At 68.0% G+C, this 19,968-nt stretch carries 20 protein-coding genes and 1 tRNA gene; 8 read left to right on the top strand and 13 right to left on the bottom strand.

All coding sequences use genetic code 11. From position 1 onward, the window contains the following. The first annotated feature begins 108 nt into the window (after positions 1 to 108). The gene (locus tag AWC03_RS23325; RefSeq protein ID WP_085243050.1) at positions 109 to 909 is read left to right on the top strand and encodes a DUF732 domain-containing protein; all 801 of its coding nucleotides are present in this window, start codon (positions 109 to 111) and stop codon (positions 907 to 909) included. Between the two features lie 44 nt (positions 910 to 953). On the opposite strand, the gene AWC03_RS23320 is transcribed toward AWC03_RS23325, so the two are convergent. Together AWC03_RS23320 and AWC03_RS23315 are read right to left on the bottom strand one after the other, a co-directional pair. Continuing rightward, positions 954 to 1,025: transfer RNA gene (locus tag AWC03_RS23320), tRNA-Thr, on the bottom strand. Between the two features lie 28 nt (positions 1,026 to 1,053). Then, the gene (locus tag AWC03_RS23315; RefSeq protein WP_085243049.1) at positions 1,054 to 1,770 is read right to left on the bottom strand and encodes a hypothetical protein; all 717 of its coding nucleotides are present in this window, start codon (positions 1,768 to 1,770) and stop codon (positions 1,054 to 1,056) included. A gap of 156 nt (positions 1,771 to 1,926) precedes the next feature. Between AWC03_RS23315 and phoP the strand changes: the two genes are divergently transcribed. Continuing rightward, the gene (gene phoP / locus AWC03_RS23310; RefSeq protein ID WP_067947794.1) at positions 1,927 to 2,646 is read left to right on the top strand and encodes a two-component system response regulator PhoP; all 720 of its coding nucleotides are present in this window, start codon (positions 1,927 to 1,929) and stop codon (positions 2,644 to 2,646) included. A 38-nt stretch (positions 2,647 to 2,684) separates the two neighbouring features. Continuing rightward, a complete protein-coding gene (locus tag AWC03_RS23305; protein WP_085243048.1) occupies positions 2,685 to 4,127 on the top strand; it encodes a sensor histidine kinase in 1,443 nt (480 codons plus the stop codon). Here AWC03_RS23305 and AWC03_RS23300 read toward each other — a convergent pair. The 10 genes from AWC03_RS23300 to AWC03_RS23255 all read right to left on the bottom strand — a co-directional run bounded on the left by AWC03_RS23300 (position 4,115) and on the right by AWC03_RS23255 (position 13,238). Next, complete coding sequence (locus AWC03_RS23300; RefSeq protein ID WP_085243047.1) at positions 4,115 to 4,519, bottom strand: HIT family protein; 405 nt, start codon at positions 4,517 to 4,519, stop codon at positions 4,115 to 4,117. The two genes, AWC03_RS23305 and AWC03_RS23300, sit on opposite strands and share 13 nt — an antisense overlap. Positions 4,520 to 4,568: 49 nt before the next feature. Continuing rightward, positions 4,569 to 4,997, bottom strand: coding sequence for a ketosteroid isomerase family protein (locus tag AWC03_RS23295; protein ID WP_085243046.1), 429 nt, complete (start codon positions 4,995 to 4,997; stop codon positions 4,569 to 4,571). 16 nt (positions 4,998 to 5,013) lie between these two features. Further along, complete coding sequence (locus AWC03_RS23290; protein ID WP_085243045.1) at positions 5,014 to 7,068, bottom strand: oxidoreductase; 2,055 nt, start codon at positions 7,066 to 7,068, stop codon at positions 5,014 to 5,016. A gap of 19 nt (positions 7,069 to 7,087) precedes the next feature. Beyond that, on the bottom strand, positions 7,088 to 8,215 hold the full coding sequence (locus AWC03_RS23285; RefSeq protein WP_085243044.1) for an NDMA-dependent alcohol dehydrogenase: 1,128 nt from the start codon (positions 8,213 to 8,215) through the stop codon (positions 7,088 to 7,090). 157 nt (positions 8,216 to 8,372) lie between these two features. Continuing rightward, positions 8,373 to 8,912: a nuclear transport factor 2-like protein gene (locus AWC03_RS23280; RefSeq protein ID WP_085243043.1), complete on the bottom strand. Its 540-nt coding sequence runs from the start codon at positions 8,910 to 8,912 to the stop codon at positions 8,373 to 8,375. After that, positions 8,912 to 9,121, bottom strand: a complete 210-nt coding sequence (locus tag AWC03_RS23275) for a ferredoxin (RefSeq protein ID WP_085243042.1) — start codon at positions 9,119 to 9,121, stop codon at positions 8,912 to 8,914. Before AWC03_RS23275 ends, AWC03_RS23280 begins: the two co-directional genes overlap by 1 nt. Before the next feature lie 3 nt (positions 9,122 to 9,124). Then, positions 9,125 to 10,480: a cytochrome P450 gene (locus AWC03_RS23270; RefSeq protein WP_085243041.1), complete on the bottom strand. Its 1,356-nt coding sequence runs from the start codon at positions 10,478 to 10,480 to the stop codon at positions 9,125 to 9,127. 80 nt (positions 10,481 to 10,560) lie between these two features. Continuing rightward, positions 10,561 to 11,385 (bottom strand): SDR family oxidoreductase, encoded by an 825-nt coding sequence (locus tag AWC03_RS23265; protein WP_085243040.1) that lies wholly within the window; start codon positions 11,383 to 11,385, stop codon positions 10,561 to 10,563. Next, a complete protein-coding gene (locus tag AWC03_RS23260) occupies positions 11,386 to 12,603 on the bottom strand; it encodes a cytochrome P450 (protein ID WP_085243039.1) in 1,218 nt (405 codons plus the stop codon). It lies immediately after the preceding gene. Then, the gene (locus tag AWC03_RS23255) at positions 12,600 to 13,238 is read right to left on the bottom strand and encodes a TetR/AcrR family transcriptional regulator (protein WP_085243038.1); all 639 of its coding nucleotides are present in this window, start codon (positions 13,236 to 13,238) and stop codon (positions 12,600 to 12,602) included. Before AWC03_RS23255 ends, AWC03_RS23260 begins: the two co-directional genes overlap by 4 nt. 223 nt (positions 13,239 to 13,461) lie before the next feature. On the opposite strand from AWC03_RS23255, the gene AWC03_RS23250 reads away from it, so the two are divergent. Genes AWC03_RS23250 through purD form a run of 5 tightly spaced genes read left to right on the top strand, consistent with a single transcriptional unit; the run spans position 13,462 to position 18,306 of the window. Beyond that, positions 13,462 to 14,931, top strand: a complete 1,470-nt coding sequence (locus AWC03_RS23250) for an aldehyde dehydrogenase (protein ID WP_085243037.1) — start codon at positions 13,462 to 13,464, stop codon at positions 14,929 to 14,931. A 13-nt stretch (positions 14,932 to 14,944) separates the two neighbouring features. Next, positions 14,945 to 15,694 (top strand): SDR family oxidoreductase, encoded by a 750-nt coding sequence (locus AWC03_RS23245; RefSeq protein ID WP_085243036.1) that lies wholly within the window; start codon positions 14,945 to 14,947, stop codon positions 15,692 to 15,694. After that, complete coding sequence (locus AWC03_RS23240; protein ID WP_085243035.1) at positions 15,691 to 16,548, top strand: NAD(P)-dependent oxidoreductase; 858 nt, start codon at positions 15,691 to 15,693, stop codon at positions 16,546 to 16,548. Before AWC03_RS23245 ends, AWC03_RS23240 begins: the two co-directional genes overlap by 4 nt. Next, entirely contained in the window at positions 16,548 to 16,982 is a 435-nt protein-coding gene (locus AWC03_RS23235; RefSeq protein WP_085243034.1) for a carboxymuconolactone decarboxylase family protein, read from the top strand. The genes AWC03_RS23240 and AWC03_RS23235 overlap by 1 nt, the downstream gene beginning before the upstream one ends. Positions 16,983 to 17,037: 55 nt before the next feature. After that, the gene (gene purD / locus AWC03_RS23230; protein WP_085243033.1) at positions 17,038 to 18,306 is read left to right on the top strand and encodes a phosphoribosylamine--glycine ligase; all 1,269 of its coding nucleotides are present in this window, start codon (positions 17,038 to 17,040) and stop codon (positions 18,304 to 18,306) included. Here the strand turns inward: purD and AWC03_RS23225 are convergent. Further along, entirely contained in the window at positions 18,303 to 19,886 is a 1,584-nt protein-coding gene (locus AWC03_RS23225) for a gamma-glutamyltransferase family protein (protein WP_085243032.1), read from the bottom strand. The genes purD and AWC03_RS23225 overlap by 4 nt on opposite strands. Positions 19,887 to 19,968 lie beyond the last annotated feature (82 nt).

The raw sequence follows: 19,968 nt of genomic DNA, 5'->3' as shown, positions 1-19,968 counted from the left end.
TGGGTATGACACCGTCCCGCGTCAGTCGATGGCCGGCGGGCCCGCACCCGACCACCGCCTCTGCCCCGAGGCTTGTGGCGGCGCCGGGGCAGTCGCAAACTTGTTGATATGCGCGACCGCGAGACCATCGACGCAGAGTTGCGGCGCATCGCTGCGCGCCGCCGCTCGGTACGCGAGCGGGGCGGTCGACTGTCATCGCAGGAGGTCGACGAACTGCTCGACGAGCTCCTGGCCCACAACACCGGGGTGTCTTTCAGCAACTCGGTGGAGGCGCCCGAAGCCGGGGTTCGCGCCGACAACCGGTCGCCGGGCGGCAGAACCGGTCGCGGGGCACGCCGGGCCAAGCGCCCGCTGCTCCGCCGGGGTCTGTCCGCGGCGATGCCGCTGTCTCTGGTAGCCGTCGCCGCCGCGCTGGTCGTGGTGGTGTTCACCGTCCACCGCCAGGATCCATCGGCGCAGCGGACCGAAGCGCCGACCGAAACCGCGCCCTCGGCCGGGCCGCCGTCCCCTCGCATGGCACCGAAAGCGCCCGCTCCGCGCGTTGACATTGCCGACACAGCGTTCATCACCGCGTTGAAGCATCAGGGCATACCGGTTCCCAGCCAGGACTACGTGATGGCCCAAGGCCACGCGGTCTGCGACTTCCTGGCGCGCCGACCCAATTTCGCGGACGCGGTTCAATTCGTGCAGCGGTCATCGGTCTGGGACGCCGATCAAAGCGCGCAAGTGACGGCGGGGGCCATTGTCTCGTATTGCCCTCAATCTCAGCCCACCGCCGCGGACCAGATGCAGCCCGCCTATCAGAACACCCTCTCTGACCTGCAGGCCATCCAACGGCAGCTGGACGGCATTCAGGGCGACCTGCAAGGCATCCAGGGCAGCTTGGACGGTATCCCGGGCCATCCGTGATCCGGGGTCGGCCCGCTGGGCCGGCGGGGGGCACCGAAACTCGGAGCCCCCTGTCAGGATTGAACTGACGACCGCTCGCTTACAAGGCGAGTGCTCTACCACTGAGCTAAGGAGGCGGGGTCAAGCGGGGTTTAGCCTAATCGGTCACTCGCCGGTGTCGATCATGCGCGTTGAGCGCACCGCCCGCGACGACGGACGGCGCCGGCCCGGCAGCGGGATGCGGTCGGCGATGTTGCTCAGCGGGTTGACCACCATGGTCAGCGCGACGACGGCATCCTGCAGCGTGGCGATCGCCGGCTCCAGCGCCTCCATCCCCGGCGTCAGCCGCGCCAGGGTGTCGGCGACGTCGGCGAGCTGATCCAGCGGCCCGTTTCTCGCCGTCAGCTTGTCGACCAGGCCACCGTCGGCCAGCAGCCGATCGGCCAGCCCATCCTCGGCCAGCAGCCGCTCGATCAACCCGTCCTCTGAGACAAGCTGATCGGCCAGCCCGCCGGGCTGCAGCGTGCGGTGCAGGCCGCCGCCCTCGGCGGTCAGGCGGTCCAGCAGACCGCCATCCGAGGTCAGCATGTCGACCACGCCGCCCGGGCGCAGCAGCCGGTCGATCGGTCCATCCGGCGCCACCGCCCGCCCGAGTGGCGCGTCGTCGTCGAGCAGCCGGGCCAGCCGGTTGGCGCGAACGATCGCGTCGTCGATTCCGAGCATGGACGTCATGGCCGTCGTTCCGGCGGTACCGCCGTCACCCAGAGCCCGCTTCGCCACGCCCACCGCCGCGCTGGCGACGGTCAGGCTGGCGTCCGCGGCCGCGAGCCCCACGCGCGCCGGGGCGGTCGCGGCCGAGACGATCCGTACGGCGAGATTCATCCCACGAGTTTATTCGCGACGCGACCACGTCAAGCTGCGCAGGTCCACGCCGCCGCCGCGATTCCTGGCAGACTACTATCAGAGTGTTGGCACTGAGCTTTCAGGAACCGCACAATCTTTACATAGCTAACGTACAACAAGGGGCAGAAGAACCTGATGACCACGGCAACCCCAAGCGAAACCAAACCGGAGGCTCGCGTCCTTGTGGTCGACGACGAGGCCAACATCGTCGAGCTGCTCTCGGTGAGCCTCAAGTTCCAGGGGTTCGAGGTCTACACCGCGACCAACGGTGCCCAAGCCCTGGACCGGGCGCGGGAGGCCCGCCCCGACGCGGTCATCCTGGACGTGATGATGCCCGGCATGGACGGGTTCGGCGTGCTGCGGCGCCTGCGCGCCGACGGTATCGACGCCCCGGCGCTGTTCCTGACCGCCCGTGACTCCCTGCAGGACAAGATCGCCGGCCTGACCCTGGGCGGCGACGACTACGTGACCAAGCCGTTCAGCCTCGAAGAGGTGGTTGCCCGGCTGCGCGTCATCCTGCGGCGCGCGGGCAAGGGCGGAGCGGAGCCCCGCAGCGCCCGCCTGACCTTCGCCGACATCGAACTCGACGAGGAGACCCACGAGGTGTGGAAGGCCGGTGAGCCGGTCTCCTTATCGCCCACCGAGTTCACGCTGCTGCGTTACTTTGTGATCAATGCCGGCACTGTGCTCAGCAAGCCCAAGATCCTCGACCATGTGTGGCGGTACGACTTCGGAGGTGACGTCAATGTCGTCGAGTCCTACGTGTCGTACCTGCGGCGCAAGATCGACACCGGGGAGAAGCGGCTGCTGCATACGTTGCGCGGGGTGGGCTATGTCTTACGGGAACCGCGCTGACCCCGCGGCCGGTCAGCGATAGCGAAGCGTCGCCCCCGATGGCCAAGCAGTATCGACGTGGATTGCCGCTCCGGGTGGGGCTGGTCGCCGCCACGCTGGTGCTGGTGGCGTGCGGCCTGGCCGTGTCGGGCGTCGCGGTCACGTCGATCCTGCGGCACAGCCTGGTCTCCCGGATCGATCAGACGCTGCTCGACGCGTCGCGCGGCTGGGCGCAGGCCCCGCGCAAGCAGTCGCCGCCTCCCTACGAGGGCCCCGATCCGGGCCGCCCGCCGTCCAAGTTCTACGTGCGCGGAATCAGCAGCAGCGGCACCCCGTTCACCGCCATCAACGACCGCAACTCCGAACCGGCGTTGCCGCCGAACAACGACGTGGGCCCGAACCCGACGACGTTGCCGTCGGTCAACGGGTCGGACATCCAGTGGCGCGCGGTGTCCGTGCGCGGCCCGCACGGCCTGACGACCGTCGCGATCGACCTGTCCGACGTCCAGCACACGGTCAGCTCCCTGGTGTGGTTGCAGATCGGCATCGGGGTGGCGGTGCTCGTCGTGGTCGGCATCGCCGGCTTCGCGGTGGTCCAGCGCAGCCTGCGGCCGCTGTCCGAGGTCGAACAGACCGCGGCGGCGATCGCTGCCGGCCAGCTGGATCGCCGTGTCCCGCAACGTGATCCGCGCACCGAGGTGGGCCGGCTGTCGCTCGCCCTCAACGGAATGCTCGCACAGATCCAGGAAGCCCTGGCGTCCTCGGAGTCATCAGCGGAGAAGGCGCGCGGTTCCGAGGAGCGGATGCGGCGGTTCATCACCGACGCCAGCCACGAGCTGCGCACCCCGCTGACGACCATCCGGGGCTTCGCGGAGCTGTATCGCCAGGGCGCCGCGCGCGACGTGTCCATGCTGTTGTCGCGCATCGAGAGCGAAGCCAGCCGGATGGGGCTGCTGGTCGACGACCTGCTGTTGTTGGCCCGCCTCGATGTGCAACGGCCGCTCGAACACAACCGGATCGACCTGCTGGCGCTGGCCAGCGACGCCGTGCACGACGCGCAGGCGATGGATCCCAAACGCAACATCGCCATGGAGGTGTTGGACGGCCCGGGCACCCCGGAGGTGCTCGGTGACGAACCGCGGATCCGGCAGGTGCTGAGCAACCTCATCGCCAATGCCTTGCAGCACACCCCGACCAACGCCGACGTCACCTTGCGGGTCGGCACCGCCGGCGACGACGCGGTGCTCGAGGTGGCCGACAAGGGACCCGGCATGACCGAGCAGGACGCGTCGCGGGTGTTCGAACGGTTCTATCGCACCGACTCGTCGCGGGCGCGCGCCAGCGGCGGTACGGGGTTGGGGCTGTCAATCGTCGACTCGCTGGCGCGGGCGCACGGCGGCGCCGTCACGGTGACGACCGCACCCGGCGAGGGCTGCTGTTTCCGCGTCACGCTGCCGCGCTTCAGCGAGGTGCCGGCGCAGGAGCCGGTTCACGTCAACTGAGCCAGGGCCGCCTTGATCTTGGCCTGCGCCTCGTCCAGTGATTCCGGTGACGGGTTGCGGTCGACGTTGGCGAAGCCGAAGTCGCTGAGGCGGCGGGTGGGAAACACGTGCACGTGCAGGTGGGGCACCTCCAGGCCGGCGATGATCACCCCCGCACGCTCGGTCTTGAAGGCCTTGCACACGGCCTTACCGATGAGCTGACTCACCGCCATGATCCGGGCGAACGTCGCGCCGTCGATGTCCTGCCACTGATCGATTTCGGCCCGCGGCACGACCAGGGTGTGTCCCTGGGTCATGGGCTCGATCGTCAAGAACGCGACGATGTCGTCGTCCTCGTAGACGAAGCGGCCGGGAAGTTCACGGTTGATGATCTTGGTGAAGATCGACGCCATGGCCCCAGCATAGGGGCGGCTGCCCGACGAGCCTCGGGCAGCGGGCCCCTCACTCCTCCTTGCCGAACTGCATGAGGTCGAGGTTCCAGTACCCGCGCATGTTGGTGATGAGCCCGGCATCGTCGACCGCGTAGGTGAACACGCCGCGGACCGAGCTGGTGAAGCCGCCCTCGAACTTGCTGTTGAGCACCAGGATGTGGGCGATCTCACGCGGCGAACTCGACGGGAAGGTCTCCTCGCAGGTGATGGACAGCTGATTGGCCGCGATGTTGGTGTCGAAGAACGCGCCGACGGCCTCCTTGCCGCGGACCCCGGTGCCATCAGGGTTGGTCACGGATTTGCCGATCGGGTCCTCGATGACGACGTCGTCGGCCATCAGGGCCAGCCAGCCCTCCCGGTCGTGCGCTTGCACGCACCGCCACGAGGCCCGCGAGGCGGCCAGCGCCGGCGTCACCTGCGATTCTTCGGTTTGGGTCATTTGCGTTCTCCTGTCACTAGATTGCGCACGCGGCGCGCGCGCCTTCCTCGGTGGCCTTGCGGATCAGCCCCAGTCCTGTGCAGTCGCCGGCGGCATGCACCTGCGCGTCGGGCAGGGCGGCGACCAGCGCGTCGAACAACGTGGTGTCGGGTTCGACCGCGCCGGCCAGCACGACGTTGTCGGCCGGCAACTCTCGTACGGTGCCACCGGCGGGGGTGAACAGCACCGCCTCGGTGGTGATCCGCTGCACGCTCGCCCGGACGTGCACAGTGACGCCCAACCGGTCGAGTCGGTCCATGTGCTCGGTCTTGCGTTTGTTGCCCACCTCGGGCGCGAGGTTCTTGCCCGATTCGAGTACCGACACCAGCCGGCCCCGGTTCGCCAGGAATTCGGCCAGCTCCAGGGCGACCAGGTCGCCGCCGACGATGACAACTCGGCGCCCCAGCGGCATCCAGGCGCGGCTGGCCAGCCGGATCGCGGTGGGCCGCACCAGCCGCTGCCGCCAGCCGCCCAGCGCGGCCGCCCCCAGGCGCTGCCAGGCCTGGCCGCCGGATTCGGCTCGCCCGCCGAGCAATTCGCGTAGCCCGGGCCCGGTGTGCACGTGCGATAGGTCGGAGCCGGGGAACCGCGGCACGGCGACCCGGCCGCCGGTGGCGACCACTACCGCGTCCGGTGCGGATTGGACGATGTCTTGGGCCGAAACATCCTGTCCGAGAACGACGTCCGTGCCACTTCGGTTGATCTCGTCGCGCAGGTAGTGCAGGAACGGTTCATTCTCCGGGTGCAGGACGGATGCCCAGCGCAGGGCCCCGCCCAGTGCGGCGCTGCGCTCGAACAGGGTCACGCGGTGGCCGCGTTCGGCGGCTACCCGGGCGGCCTCCAGCCCCGCGGGTCCGCCACCGATCACCACCACGCGCTTGGCCCGTGCGGCGGGAGCCGCGGACAGTTCGCGCTCTTTGCCGGTGCGGGGATTGACGGCGCAGTCGACGGAGAAACGCTGTTCCATTGCGTCGATGCAGTTCTCACAGGAGATGCACCGGCGGATCCGGCGCACCTGACCGTTGCGGAGCTTGCTCGGCAGTTCGGGGTCGGCCAGCAGGGGGCGCCCCATCGCGATGAAGTCGGCCCGCCCGTCGGCCAGGATGCGCTCGGCCCTCACCGGGTCGTGGATGCGGCCGACGACGATCACCGGCACGTCGACCACCTGCTTGATCGCCGCCGCGGCGCCGACGTTGAGCTCGTCGCCGTCGTCGGCGCCGTTGACCATCCCGGTCACCAGCCGATCGATCACCCCGCCGCTGACGTGGAACGCGTCGACGCCCGCGGCCACGAATTCCGGTGCCAGCTGGGCGGTCTCGAAAATGGGCCGTCCACCGGCGACCCGTTCGTAACCGGAGATGCGCAGCGTGATCGGCAGGGTGTCGCCGATCTCGGAGCGGATCGCGGCGAGCGCGTCGAGCACCACTCGCGCCCGCCCCCGCGCCGAATCGCCGCGATAGTCGTCGGTGCGGCGATTGCGTTGCGGGGCAAGGAACGAGCCCAGCAGCATGTAACCGTGCGCGGCGTGCAACTCGATGCCGTCGTACCCGGCCTCGACCGCACGCCGCGCCGCGGTCCTGAACAAGTCGAACACCTCGCACAACTGCTGCTTGCTGATCTCGACCGACGGGCGCCCGGTGAGGTAGGACGGGATCACCGACGGACCCAGCGACGGGACACCGAACATCTCGGGCCCCAGGCCGTCGGGCCCCGCGTGCACGAGTTGGGGCTGGATCTTGGCGCCGTGCTGGTGGACCACGTCCACCAGTGCCCGATGCGCGTCGACGGCCTCGTCGTTGGCCAGGTGCAGGCCCCCGGGCGTCTCGGGGTGGTGGTGGTCGATCCCGGTGGCGCCGAGCGTGATCAGGCCGACACCGCCCCTGGCGCGTGCGGCGAAGTAGTCGCGGGTGCGTTGCGACGGCAGGCCGTCCGGCGTGCCGTACATCGTCTCCATCGGAGACATGACCACGCGGTTGCGCACCCTCATGGCGCCGATCCGTCCCGGCGCCAGCAGGTGCCCGAACCCCGTCATTCGGGACCCAGCGGGTGGCTTACCGGTCGGCGTCCGTGTACCGGATGACGCCGCGAATGTTCTTGCCGTCCAGCATGTCCTGGTAGCCCTCGTTGATCTGCTCCAGGCGGTACTGGGTGGTGACCATGTCGTCCAGGTTCAGCTTGCCGGCCTTGTACATCGACAGCAGCTGCGGGATGTCGTACTGCGGGTTGCCGCCGCCGAAGATGGTGCCCTGCAGGTTCTTCTGCATCAGGGTGAGCATCGCCAGGTTGAGATTGACGTTGGTGTCCAGCAGGCTACCGATGGCGGTCAGCACGCAGGTGCCGCCCTTTTGGGTGATGTTGAGGTAGTTGTCGACGTCGGCGCCGTGCAGTTCGCCGACCGTGACCACGACCTTGTGCGCCATCAGGCCGTAGGTGACCTCCATGATGCCCATCAGCGCCGCGTCGATGTCCGGGTAGACGTGGGTGGCACCGAATTTCAGCGCCTGATCCCGCTTCCATTCGACCGGGTCGATCGCGAAGATGTAGCGCGCGCCGGCGGTGACGGCGCCCTGCAGCGCTGCCATTCCGACCCCGCCGACGCCGACGATGGCGACGTCCTGGCCCGGCCGGATGTCGGCGGTGCGGACCGCCGAGCCGTAGCCGGTGGTCACGCCGCAGCCGACCAGGGCGGCTACCTCGAACGGGACCGACGGATCGATCTTCACCACCGAGCTGCGGTGCACCACCATGTACGGCGAGAAGGTGCCCAGCAGCGTCATGGGGAAGACGTTCTGTCCGCGGGCCTGGATGCGGAACGTGCCGTCGGAGACCGCGGCACCGCCGAGCAGGCCGGCCCCCAGGTCGCACAGGTTGCGCATGCCGGCCTGACACGTCGGGCACTGCCCGCAGGACGGAATGAAGGACAGCACCACGTGATCGCCCGGGGCGATGTCCTCGACGCCCGGACCGACCTCGGTGACGATGCCGGCGCCCTCATGCCCGCCGAGCACCGGGAATCCTGCCATCGGGATTCCGCCGGTGACGAGGTGATGATCGGAGTGGCACATGCCCGCCGCTTCCATCTGGATCTTGACCTCGTGTGCTTGCGGGTCGCCGATCTCGATTTCCTCGATGGACCACGGCTGGTTGAACTCCCAGATCAGTGCGCCTTTTGTCTTCACGATGGTCCTGACCCCATTTCGCCTTTGAATCGATCAGAGCTGCCCGGCCCCTTCACGCCGGACAACTTGGTGACGGGCGCCACAGGCACCCTTGTCGCGTCAGCATAGCGCGTGGAACGAATCAAATGCTTGGTTGGTCCCCGGCCCTCGGGCGCCGCTACCAAATCGGCACCGGTGCCTGGCCGAGCGGGTAGTAGCCGGGTAGCTTCTCGCCGGCGATGCTGCGCTCGATCCGCTTCTGCATGCCGGCACTCAGGTCGCCCGACTCGATGAGGTTCGCGAACATCTTCGCGACGTGACCGAAGTCGAAGAAGTCCCGTTGCCACTCGATGAGGTTGTCGGCGTTGAGGCGGAACCAGCTGCCGCCGATGCCGTAGATCTCATCCTGGGTGCCGTCGGACTTGTTGACGATCTGCTTCCAGAAGCCGACGATCTCGCCCTGCTTCTCGTCGATGAGCACCTTCTGGTACTCGTACACCCAGTTCTCCAGGCCCTCCATCTCCAGCCCGAGCGCGATGTCGCGGATTTCGTCGACGCCGACGCACATCACGTCTTCCTTGGGGCCGATGTTCCAGCCGTAGGTGGCGTCGGGGGCGTAGAAGTCGGCCAACGGCCGCCAGTCACCGGCCTTCTCGCAGTCCCTGTTGGCCTGCAGCCAGCGGTCGACCCATGCCTCGAGTTCTTCCCGTGACGCCATCATTGGTCTTCTTTCTCTTTGATGAACAGTGCATGCGTTGGGCACACATCGACCGCGCGCTCGACTTCGTCGCGGGCGTCTCCGGACGGTTCGGGGTCGAGGATCTCGACCTTGCCCCGCTTGGGCACCCGGAAGTAGTCGGGCGCCTCCAGTTCGCACATGGCGTGGCCCTGGCACAAATCCAGATCCACTTCGATTCGAAACCCCATGGCCTATCCGGCCTTCCGCTTGCGGTAGCGCACCCGCGCCGGCCGCGCGAGCTGGACGACCATCTTGGAGTGGTCGTTGTGATAGCTGTCTGCCGGCTGGGCCATTTCGAAGTCGTACTCGCGCAATAAAACCGAGAAGATGGCCTTGATCTGCATCTGGGCGAACGCAGCGCCGACGCAGCGATGCCGTCCCGCGCCGAACGGAATCCAGGTCCACCGGTTGACGATGTCGGCCTGCTCGGGCTTGTTGTAGCGATCCGGCTTGAAGGCATCCGGGTCGGGGAAGTCCTCGGGAATCCGATTCGAGATCGCCGGGGAGGCCGCGACGAAGTCGCCGGCGTGAATCGGGAAGCCCTCGACCTCGAACTCGCCCTTGGCGACCCGCATCAAGATGATCAGCGGGGGGTGCAGCCGCAGCGTCTCCTTGACCACGTTGTCCAGCTTCGGAATCGACCGCAGCGCATGGAAACTCACCTCCTGACCGTCGGCGTACAGCTCCTCGAGCTCGGCCAGCACCTCGGCGTAGACATCGGGATGGCGAATCAACTCGATCAGCGTCCACGCCGACGTCCCGGAGCTGGTGTGGTGCCCGGCGAACATCAGCGAGATGAACATCCCGGTGACCTCGTCGGCGGAGAAACGCGGATTGCCGTCCTCGTCCTTGATCGAGACCAGCACGTCGAGCATGTCGCGATCGGCCTTGTCCTTCGGCGGGTTGGCCAGCCGCTGGTCCATGATCTCCTGCACCAGCGCGACGAGCTTGACACGCGCCTCGTCCCGCAGCCGGAAGCTCTCGATCGGCAGGTAGGGATCGACGTAGCACAACGGGTCGGTGCCCCGCTCCAGCATGTGGTAGTACTCGGCGAACCGGTGGTCGAGCTGCTCGCGGAACTTCAGCCCGATCAGGCAGGCCGTCGAGGTGTAAATGGTCAGCTCGGCGAAGAAGTCGAGGAGCTCGATCTCGCCCTCGTCGCCCCAGTTGGCGATCATCTTCTTGACTTCGCCCTCGATGGTGGCGGCGTGGCCCTTCATCTGTTCGCCCCGCAGCGCCGAGTTGTGCAGCATCTCCTTGCGACGCTCGGGGCTGGCGTCGAACACCACGCCCTTGCCGAAGATCGGCGTCATGAACGGGTACGCCTCGGCCTGGTCCAGATCCTCGTCGGCGGACCGGAAGAAGAACTCGTTGGCCTGCGCCCCCGACAGCAGGATGACGTGCTTGTCGACCAGCTGGAACCAGCCGACATCTCCGCACTCGTCCCGGACGCGCTGCATCAAACCGATTGGGTCGGTGCGGAACTCCTCCAGGTGGCCGTGCTCTTCCTCGCCGCCGGAAACCCGCGGCACGATCGCTGTGGTCATGTGCTCACTCTCCCCCGCCGAGCGGGAGGTGCCCCCGCCTCGCCGCGCGTAACCGTGCGCCGCATCGTCGTATCGCGAAGTCATGAAGGCATTTCCTCTTCGCCGAGTGCGAGCTTCTGGCGATCTTTCTTGTCGGCCAACGGCGCTTCGGGCTGAAGCTCCATGTTTGCGATGAAGCCACCGCGCGGGGTCTCCGCGACGAACGTGATGGCGCGCGCCAGATCCGCCGCGCGCAGGAAGTAGTCGTGGCGGGCCTGGCCCCACTTGGCCCAGTCCTCGAGCGCGGGGCCGATCTTCTCGGCCGGCAGGCTCCAGCCCATCGACGTCTTCGTCGGGCCGGGATGCACGATCGAGGCCCGCACACCGGTGCCCTCGAGCTCCATCTGGAAGTTGGTGACCATCGCAACCAGAGCGGCCTTGGCCGCGCCGTAGGCCCCCATGTGTGGCCGCTGACGCAGGGCGACATCGGAGCCGACGAAGATCAAATCACCACGCTGACGCTCCAGCATGCCGGGCAGCACCGCGGCGGCCAGCCGGTTGGCGCCGACCAGGTGGATCTGCAGCTGCGACTCGAACTCGTCGGTGGTGATCTCGGCGAGCTTGCCGAAGTAGGTGTCGCCCGCGCCGGCGACCAGGACCTCGATATCGCCGAGCGCGTCGACCGATTGCGCGACAAAGGATTTCACCGAATTAGGGTCGGTGACGTCCAGGTGGAACCCGACCGCCTCGCCGCCTTCGGCGTTGATCTTGCCGACGATGTCGTTGAGTTTCTCGACCCGGCGGGCGCCGAGGGCGACCGGGAAGCCGTGCGCCGCGAGTTCGATGGCCGTGGCCTCTCCGATGCCGGAGGAGGCGCCGGCCACGATCACCGGCCGGCGTTCGGGCAGGGGGTCAAAGCGGGGCATTCAGCGGACCTCCACGGTCATGGGTAGGTGAGCGAATCCGCGGACATTGCTCGAGTGGACGCGGACGGCGTTGGCCTCGTCCACCTCATATCCGCGGATTCGCTTGAACAACTCGGTGAGCGCCACCCGGGCTTCCATCCGGGCCAGATGTGCGCCCAGGCAGAAGTGTGCGCCACTACCGAAACTCAAGAGCTTGGGGCCGATTTCGCGACCGATCACAAAGTCGTCGGGGTTGTCGAACACCCGCTCGTCGCGGTGGCCCGAACCGGGCAACAGCAGCAGGACGTCGCCCTCGGGAATCGTGGTGTCGTAGAGGGTGAGCTCCCCGGACACGGTGCGGGCGAGGATCTGGCTGGACGTGTCGTAGCGCAGGGTCTCTTCGACCCACAGCGGCACCCGCGACAGGTCCGAGTAGACCGGCGTCAGTTGGCCGGGATTCCTGTGACCCCAAAACGCGGCATTGGCAAGGAGTTTGGTGGTGGTCTCGTTACCGGCGATCACCATCAGGAACATGAACCCGAGGACTTCCTCGTCGGTGAGCCGGTCGCCGTCGATCTCGGCCTCCAGCAGGGCCGAGGTCAGATCGTCGGTCAGCTGCTTGCGCCGTTCGGCCACCATCCCCTGGTAGTAGACGATCAGGTTGATGGAGGCCTCGACAGCCTCCGGCGGCACGTCGGTGACGCCCTCCTCGCGGTGCATCACCCCGTCGGCCCAGGCCCGGACCTGGGCGCGGTCCGGCTCGGGGACGCCCATCAACTCGCTGATGACGTCCATGGGCAGCTTCCCGGCGAACTCGTCGACGTAGTCGACGGTGCCACCCTTGGCCTGCTCCAGCATGGTGTCCAGGTGCTGCGTGGCGATCTCCGTCACGCGCGGCTCGAGCTCGCGAATCCGCCTGGGGGTGAATCCTTTTGACACCAGGGTCCGCAGCCGCAGATGCGCGGGATCGTCCATCGCCAGAAACGACATGGTTTTGGACGCGTGCGGCCCGCGCGATGCCGGATCCAGCGAGACGCCGTACTTGTTGGACAGCGTCGTGCTGTTGCGGAACCCCTGCAGCACGTCTTGGTGCCGCGACAGCGCCCAGAACTTGAGGTCCTCGTTGCGATACAGCGGGGCCTCGTCGCGCAGCCGCTTGTAGTACGGGTACGGATCTTCGTGGAAGTCGTAGTCGTAGGGATCGAGGACCAACTCGTGGTCGCCAACGTGAACGGTCATTCGGTGCTTTTCTCCTGGCTTGTCTCGCCCGCGCCGGTGAGGATCAGCCGCACCACGTAGGCCAGCCGATCGGCGATCTCGCGGTAGGTGAATTCGCCGCTGCCGGCCTGCACCAGCGCGCCGAAGAAGGACATCTCCAGCGCGGATACGGCCGTGGGGTCGGCGTCGGGGCCCATGGCCGAGGTGATGCGGCGGTGGATCTCCGCGCCGATCCGGTCCCGCGCGGCGGCCACCGCGGGCTCGGCGCCGCCGCTGAGCAACGCCGTCGTACACGCGGCGCTGACCTCGGGCTCGTCGGCGACCACCAGGGCCAGGTGCCGCAACACCTGTTCCACCCGGTTGGGCATCGGGTCGTTGACGTCGGTGAAGTAGGGGACCTGCCGTACCAGGTCCAGGTAGACCTCGGCGATCAGGTGGTTCTTCGACGAGAAGTAGGTGTAGGCGGTGGCCGGGGCGACTTTCGCGCGGGCCGCCACCGCGCGCACCGTCAGGTCGGCGTAAGACTTCTCGCGCAGCGTCTCGATGCCGGCGGCGAGCACCTTGCGGAAGGTCTCCTCCTGGCGGCGGTTGCGCGCTGGGCGACCGGTCTGGAGCTCGGCCTGCGACGTGATCGCCACCAGTGCATCGCTGGACACATGTCCAAGCTATCGGACTGACTCGGACCGAAGCAAGCCCGATCAGTAAACATGCCGGTTAATGTCGTGTTTTGCGAGTCCATACCGCAGTCGGCGAGATCGGCCCTTGCACCGCCGACGGCCCGGCGGCTATGGTTCCACCGGAGAATATCGGACAACTGTCCACTGAAATGTCCGTTGGAATTCGGGTATTCGATTTGGTCCGCACAGACGGGAGCGGGAGATGGCCTTGCTGGCCGACGGCGTGAGCGCACTCTTCATCGACGGCAAGATGTCGCCCGGCAGCGCCGGCACCTTCCCGACGATCAACCCGGCGACCGAGGAAGTGCTCGGGGTCGCGGCCGACGCCGACGCCGACGACATGGGCCGCGCCATCGACGCCGCGCGCCGCGCTTTCGACGAGACGGACTGGTCACGCAACACCGAGCTGCGGGTGCGATGCGTGCGCCAGCTGCAGCAGGCGATGCAGCAGCACCTCGAAGAGCTTCGCGACCTGACCATCGCCGAAGTCGGTGCGCCCCGGATGCTCACCAGCATCGCCCAGCTCGAAATCCCGGTCAGCGATCTGGCGTTCGCGGCGGACACCGCCGAATCCTACGTTTACAGCCAGGATCTCGGCCTGGCGTCACCGATGGGGATCCCCACCCGCCGCACCATCGCCCGTGAGGCCGTGGGCGTCGTCGGCGCCATCACGCCGTGGAACTTCCCCCACCAGATCAACCTCGCCAAGATCGGGCCCGCACTGGCCGCCGGTAACACCGTCGTCCTCAAGCCCGCCCCCGACACCCCCTGGTGTGCCGCCGTGCTGGGGGAACTCATCGCCGAGCACACCGATTTTCCGCCCGGCGTCGTCAACATCGTCACCTCCAGCGATCACAGCGTGGGTGCGCTGTTGGCCAAAGATCCACGAGTGGACATGATTTCGTTCACCGGGTCGACGGCCACCGGCCGCAGCGTGATGGCCGACGGCGCGGCGACCATCAAAAAGGTCTTCCTCGAACTGGGCGGCAAGTCGGCGTTCATCGTCCTCGACGACGCCGACTTGAGCGGTGCCGTGGGCGTGGCCGGATTCTCGGTCTGCATGCATGCCGGGCAGGGCTGCGCGATCACCACCCGGCTGGTGGTACCGCGGGCACGCTACGACGAGGCCGTCGCCATCGCGGCCGCCACCGTGGGGGGCATCAAGGCCGGGGACCCCACCGACCCCGGAACCATCTGCGGGCCGGTGATTTCGGCGCGCCAGCGCGATCGGATTCAGGGCTATCTGGACTCGGCCCGCGCCGATGGCGGGACATTCGCGTGCGGAGGCGGGCGGCCGGCCGACCGTGACGTCGGCTTCTTCATCGAGCCGACCGTGATCGCCGGCCTTGGCAACGATGCCCGCTGCGCGCGCGAGGAGATCTTCGGCCCGGTCCTGACGGTGATCCCGCACGACGGCGACGACGACGCCGTGCGCATCGCCAACGACTCGCCGTACGGGCTGTCGGGCACGGTGTTCGGGGCGGACCCGGACAGGGCGGCGAGCGTCGCCGCGCGGGTCCGCGCGGGCACGATCAACGTCAATGGCGGCGTGTGGTATTCGGCCGACGCCCCGTTCGGCGGTTACAAGCAGTCCGGAAACGGCCGGGAGATGGGCCTGGCCGGTTTCGAGGAGTACCTGGAAATCAAGACGATTGCGACAGCGGTCAACTAGAGGGGTTTGAAGCATGCGATTCGAGAACAAAGTCGCCATCGTCACCGGCTCCGGCGGCGGCATCGGCCAGGCCTACGCGGAGGCGCTGGCCCGGGAGGGCGCCGCGGTCGTCGTGGCCGACATCAAGGTCGAGGCGGCCGAGGGAGTGGCCAAGCAGATCGTCGCCGACGGTGGCACCGCCCTGGCCGTTCCGGTCGACGTGTCCGACCCGGCGTCGGCCAAGGCGATGGCCGACCGCACGCTGGCCGAATTCGGCGGCATCGACTATCTGGTCAACAACGCGGCGATCTTCGGGGGCATGAAGCTGGACTTCCTGCTCACCATCGACCCCGAGTACTACAAGAAGTTCATGAGCGTGAACCTCGACGGTGCGCTGTGGTGCACGCGGGCGGTCTACAAGAAGATGGCCAAGCGCGGCGGCGGGGCGATCGTCAACCAGTCGTCCACGGCCGCGTGGTTGTACTCGAACTACTACGGCCTGGCCAAGGTCGGCATCAACGGGCTGACCCAACAGCTCTCCCGCGAGCTGGGTGGCCAGAACATTCGGATCAACGCGATCGCGCCCGGGCCCATCGACACCGAGGCCAACCGGACCACCACGCCGCAGGAGATGGTCGCCGACATCGTCAAGGGTTTGCCCCTGTCGCGCATGGGAACTCCCGAGGACCTGGTGGGCATGTGCCTGTTCTTGCTGTCCGACGAGGCGTCGTGGATCACCGGGCAGATTTTCAACGTCGACGGCGGGCAGATCATCCGGTCATGACTGAGCACGCGAAGCTCGGCTACATCGGCCTGGGCAACATGGGGGCGCCGATGGCCACGAGGATGACCGAATGGCCAGGCGGGGTAACGGTTTACGACATCCGGCCAGAGGCGATGACCCCCCTGGCCGAGAAGGGCGCCGGCTTGGCAGACAGCGTCGCCGACGTCGCCGCCGCGGACATCATCCACGTCACCGTCTTGGACGACGCCCAGGTGCGCGAGGTCGTCGGCGAATTGGCGGCCCACGCCAAGCCCGGCACGGTCATCGCGATCCACTCGACCATCAGCGACACCACGGCCGCGGAGCTGGCCGGCCATCTGAAACCACGGGGCATCCATATCGTGGACGCACCGGTCAGCGGCGGCGCGGCCGCCGCCGCCAAGGGTGAGCTCGCCACCATGGTGGGGGCCGATCGCGAGGTGTACGAGCGGATCAAGCCGGCGTTCAAACACTGGGCGGCCGTCGTCATCCACGCCGGTGAGCCCGGTGCCGGCACCCGAATGAAGTTGGCCCGCAACATGTTGACTTTCACGTCCTATGTGGCAGCGTGCGAGGCCATGAAACTGGCCGAGGCGGCGGGACTGGATCTGCAGGCGCTGGGCCGGGTGGTGCGTCACACCGACGCCCTCACCGGCGGGCCGGGAGCCATCATGGTCCGCGACGACATGAACGACCTTCCGCCAGAACACTTCCTGTACCAGCCCTTCATGCACACCCGCGGTCTGGGGGAGAAGGACCTGAGTCTGGCGCTGGCGCTGGGTGAGGCCGTGTCGGTGGACCTGCCGTTGGCCCGGTTGGCCTACGAGGGGCTGGCGGCCGGCCTCGGGGTTCCGCACAAAGAGAAAGAGGCGTGATGGACGAAATTCGCCGCAAGGGCCTCGAGAAGATGAACGAGGTGTACGGCTGGGAGATGCCCAACATCGAGGGCGACGCGTACTTCGACCTGACCGTCGACCACCTGTTCGGCAGCATCTGGACGCGGCCGGGTTTGTCGATGCGCGACAAGCGCATCATGACGCTGACGGCGGTGACCGCGGTCGGGAACCGCGACCTGGCCGAGATCCAGATCAACGCCGCGCTGCTCAACGGGGAGCTCACCGAGACCGAGCTGAAGGAGATGGCCGTCTTCCTCACCCACTATCTCGGGTTCCCGCTGGGTTCGGCGCTCAACGGCGCCGTCGACGCCGTCGTCGCCAAGCGCAGGAAGGCCGCGGCCAAGGGCGCCGCCGAGGACAAGAAGGCCAACGTGGACGCCGCCCTGAAGATGCATTCCGGCGACAAGGACTGATCCGAATACGGGTGCCGTGGGCGCGCGGCGTTTTCCCGGGCTAGTCTGACGTGTCGTGCGAGTCCTGGTAATCGGTTCGGGCGCCCGTGAACATGCGCTGCTGCTGGCGCTTCGGAAAGACCCGCAGGTCACGGGACTATTCGTCGCTCCCGGCAATGCGGGCACCGCCCGGGTGGCCGAGCAGCACGACGTCGACATCAGTTCGGGCGACGACGTCGTCGCCCTGGCCCGTGACGTCCGGGCGGACCTGGTGGTCATCGGTCCCGAAGTGCCGCTGGTGCTGGGTGTGGCCGACGCGTTGCGCGCCGCCGGCATCGTCTGCTTCGGGCCGAGCAAGGATGCCGCCCGGATCGAGGGGTCGAAGGCGTTCGCCAAGGAGGTGATGGCCGCGGCGGGCGTGCGTACCGCGGCCAGCGAAACCGTCGACAATCCCGCCAATTTGGATGCGGCCCTGGACCGGTTCGGGCCTCCGGCGGGCGACCCGGCCTGGGTGGTGAAGGACGACCGGCTGGCCGCCGGCAAGGGCGTGGTGGTGACCGCGGATCGCGGCGTCGCCCGCGCGCATGCCGCCGCACTGCTCGAGGCGGGCCACCCGGTGCTGCTGGAGTCGTACCTGGACGGTCCCGAGGTATCACTGTTCTGCGTGGTCGACGGCGAGACCGTGGTGCCGTTGTTGCCCGCGCAGGACTTCAAACGAGTCGGCGAGGGCGACACCGGGCCCAACACCGGGGGCATGGGTGCCTACGCGCCGGTTCCCTGGCTTCCCGACGACGTGTACCGGGACATCGTCGGCAACATCGTCGAACCCGTTGCGGCCGAGATGGTTCGGCGGGGCAGCCCGTTCTGCGGCTTGTTGTACGTCGGACTGGCGATCACCCCCGACGGGCCGGCCGTCGTCGAATTCAACTGCCGGTTCGGCGATCCGGAGACCCAGGCGGTGCTGGCCCTGCTGGAATCGCCGCTCGGGCAGCTGCTGCACGCGGCGGGTACCGGCAGGCTCGCCGACTTCGAAGACCTGCGTTGGCGCGCGGGCGCGGCCGTCACGGTGGTGTTGGCCGCGGAGAATTATCCCGGCCGCCCCCGGGTCGGGGACGTGATCGCCGGCTCGGAAGCCGAGGGGGTGTTGCACGCCGGTACGGCGCGGCGCGAGGACGGCGAGGTGGTGTCATCGGGCGGCCGGGTGCTCTCGGTGGTGGGCACCGGCGCCGACCTCGCCGCGGCCCGGGCACAGGCGTATGACCTGATGAGGTCGATCCGATTGCCCGGCGGCCACTTTCGCGGTGACATCGCGCTCCTGGCCGCCGAGGGCAAGATCAGCGTTTAGCACCCCGCGGCCTGGCCGTCGCGACGCGGATCGCTCGCCGCACAGTAGCCGGCATCGAGCCGCCAGATCGCCTGGCAGCTGCCGAACTGGTTGTAGTCGTCCACCGCAACCAGGTCGTGCCCGCGGCGGCGAAGCTCGTCGAGCGTCGCGGGTGGGAAGCCTTTCTCGCAGGCGACCTGCAGGCCCTGCACCCAGCGGAAGCGCGGGCCGTCACAAGCGGCCTGGGGGTTCTGCCCGTGGTCGGCGATGCGCACCATCACCTGGGTGTGGCCCTGAGGTTGCATCGTTCCGCCCATCACGCCGAAGCTCATCACCGGGGCGCCGTCTTTGGTGACGAAGCCGGGGATGATGGTGTGGTAGGGGCGCTTGGCGGGCCCCACCCGGTTCGGGTGTCCTTCGGCCGCAACGAAATTCGTGCCGCGGTTCTGCAGTGATATGCCGGTGCCGGGCACCACGACGCCCGATCCGAACCCCATGTAGTTCGACTGGATCATCGACACCATCATCCCTGCGGCGTCGGCGGCGGTCAGGTACACGGTTCCCCCGCTCGGCGTGCCCGCCGACGCCGGCTTCGCCCGCGCCCGATCGATCAGGGCCGCGCGCTGCCTCAGGTAGTCGGCGTCGAGCAGGCGTTGTGGGTCCAGCGGCATGTGCTCGATGTCGGCGACGTAGGCCTGCGCGTCGGCGAAGGCCAGCTTCACCGCCTCGATCTGAAGGTGCACGCTGTCGGCGGAATCGGCTGCCAGCGAAGCCATGTCGAAGTGCTCCAGGATACCCAGGGCGATCAGGGCCACGATCCCGTGGCCGTTGGGCGGGATCTCGTGCACGGTGTAGCCGCGGTAGGTGCCGCTGATGGTGCCCACCCAGTCGGCGCGGTGAGCGGCGAGGTCGCCGGCCCGCATCGCGCCGTCGTTGGCCGCTGCGTGCGCCTCCAGTTGGGCGGCCAGCTCCCCGCGGTAGAACGCCTCCCCATTGGTCGCGGCGATCTTCTCGAGCGTGGCGCCCTGGTCGGAGAAGCGGAACCGCTCACCGGGTTTCGGTGCCCGCCCGTCGGGCATGAACGCCGCTGCGAATCCGGGTTGCTTCTCGAACAGCGGTACCTGTGCCTTCCATTGGTCCGCGACGGTCGGCGATACCAGGAAGCCGTTGCGGGCGTAGCGGATTGCGGGCTCGAAGAGTGCGTCGAACGGGAGCTTGCCGAACTTGGCGTGCAGTTCGGTCCATGCCGACACCGCGCCGGGCACGGTCACCGCGTTCCAGCCGAGCGCGGGAACGGCTCTGCCGCCGAAGTATTCCGGTGTCCAGGCGGCGGGCGAGCGGCCAGAAGCGTTCAGCCCGTGCAGTTGCCGACCATCCCAGACGATGGCGAAGGCGTCCGAGCCGATGCCGTTGGACACCGGCTCGACGACCGTCAGGGCGATGGCGGTGGCGATGGCCGCATCGACCGCGCTGCCACCGTCGGCGAGCATTCGAAGGCCCGCTTGGGCGGCCAGCGGTTGTGACGTGCACACAACGTTTTCCGCCAAGATCGGCGTCCGCGGCCAGGCGTAGGGGAAGTTCCAGTCGAATGGTGCGGTCACCCTGCGATCGTCGCACGAGCCTTCGACTGCACCCAAGGCGGAAGCCCGGCGAAAGGCATTGTGTTGCCGCCGGATCTGATAT

This window comes from Mycobacterium europaeum, from assembly GCF_002102155.1.
Lineage (GTDB): Bacteria > Actinomycetota > Actinomycetes > Mycobacteriales > Mycobacteriaceae > Mycobacterium > Mycobacterium europaeum.
The sequence above is the reverse complement of the archived record's forward strand: the minus strand, read 5'-3'. Positions and strand labels throughout refer to the sequence as shown.

What these genes read in the sequence shown, in the direction of transcription:
- AWC03_RS23325 (WP_085243050.1), top strand. Translation starts at nt 109, where the DNA reads ATGCGCGACCGCGAGACCATCGACGCAGAGTTGCGGCGCATCGCTGCG.
- AWC03_RS23275 (WP_085243042.1), bottom strand. Translation starts at nt 9,121, where the DNA reads ATGGGGTTTCGAATCGAAGTGGATCTGGATTTGTGCCAGGGCCACGCC.
- AWC03_RS23240 (WP_085243035.1), top strand. Translation starts at nt 15,691, where the DNA reads ATGACTGAGCACGCGAAGCTCGGCTACATCGGCCTGGGCAACATGGGG.
- AWC03_RS23290 (WP_085243045.1), bottom strand. Translation starts at nt 7,068, where the DNA reads ATGACGGGGTTCGGGCACCTGCTGGCGCCGGGACGGATCGGCGCCATG.
- AWC03_RS23295 (WP_085243046.1), bottom strand. Translation starts at nt 4,997, where the DNA reads ATGACCCAAACCGAAGAATCGCAGGTGACGCCGGCGCTGGCCGCCTCG.
- AWC03_RS23270 (WP_085243041.1), bottom strand. Translation starts at nt 10,480, where the DNA reads ATGACCACAGCGATCGTGCCGCGGGTTTCCGGCGGCGAGGAAGAGCAC.
- AWC03_RS23280 (WP_085243043.1), bottom strand. Translation starts at nt 8,912, where the DNA reads ATGGCGTCACGGGAAGAACTCGAGGCATGGGTCGACCGCTGGCTGCAG.
- AWC03_RS23260 (WP_085243039.1), bottom strand. Translation starts at nt 12,603, where the DNA reads ATGACCGTTCACGTTGGCGACCACGAGTTGGTCCTCGATCCCTACGAC.
- AWC03_RS23235 (WP_085243034.1), top strand. Translation starts at nt 16,548, where the DNA reads ATGGACGAAATTCGCCGCAAGGGCCTCGAGAAGATGAACGAGGTGTAC.
- AWC03_RS23250 (WP_085243037.1), top strand. Translation starts at nt 13,462, where the DNA reads ATGGCCTTGCTGGCCGACGGCGTGAGCGCACTCTTCATCGACGGCAAG.
- AWC03_RS23245 (WP_085243036.1), top strand. Translation starts at nt 14,945, where the DNA reads ATGCGATTCGAGAACAAAGTCGCCATCGTCACCGGCTCCGGCGGCGGC.
- AWC03_RS23265 (WP_085243040.1), bottom strand. Translation starts at nt 11,385, where the DNA reads ATGCCCCGCTTTGACCCCCTGCCCGAACGCCGGCCGGTGATCGTGGCC.
- phoP (WP_067947794.1), top strand. Translation starts at nt 1,927, where the DNA reads ATGACCACGGCAACCCCAAGCGAAACCAAACCGGAGGCTCGCGTCCTT.
- AWC03_RS23305 (WP_085243048.1), top strand. Translation starts at nt 2,685, where the DNA reads ATGGCCAAGCAGTATCGACGTGGATTGCCGCTCCGGGTGGGGCTGGTC.
- AWC03_RS23300 (WP_085243047.1), bottom strand. Translation starts at nt 4,519, where the DNA reads ATGGCGTCGATCTTCACCAAGATCATCAACCGTGAACTTCCCGGCCGC.
- AWC03_RS23315 (WP_085243049.1), bottom strand. Translation starts at nt 1,770, where the DNA reads ATGAATCTCGCCGTACGGATCGTCTCGGCCGCGACCGCCCCGGCGCGC.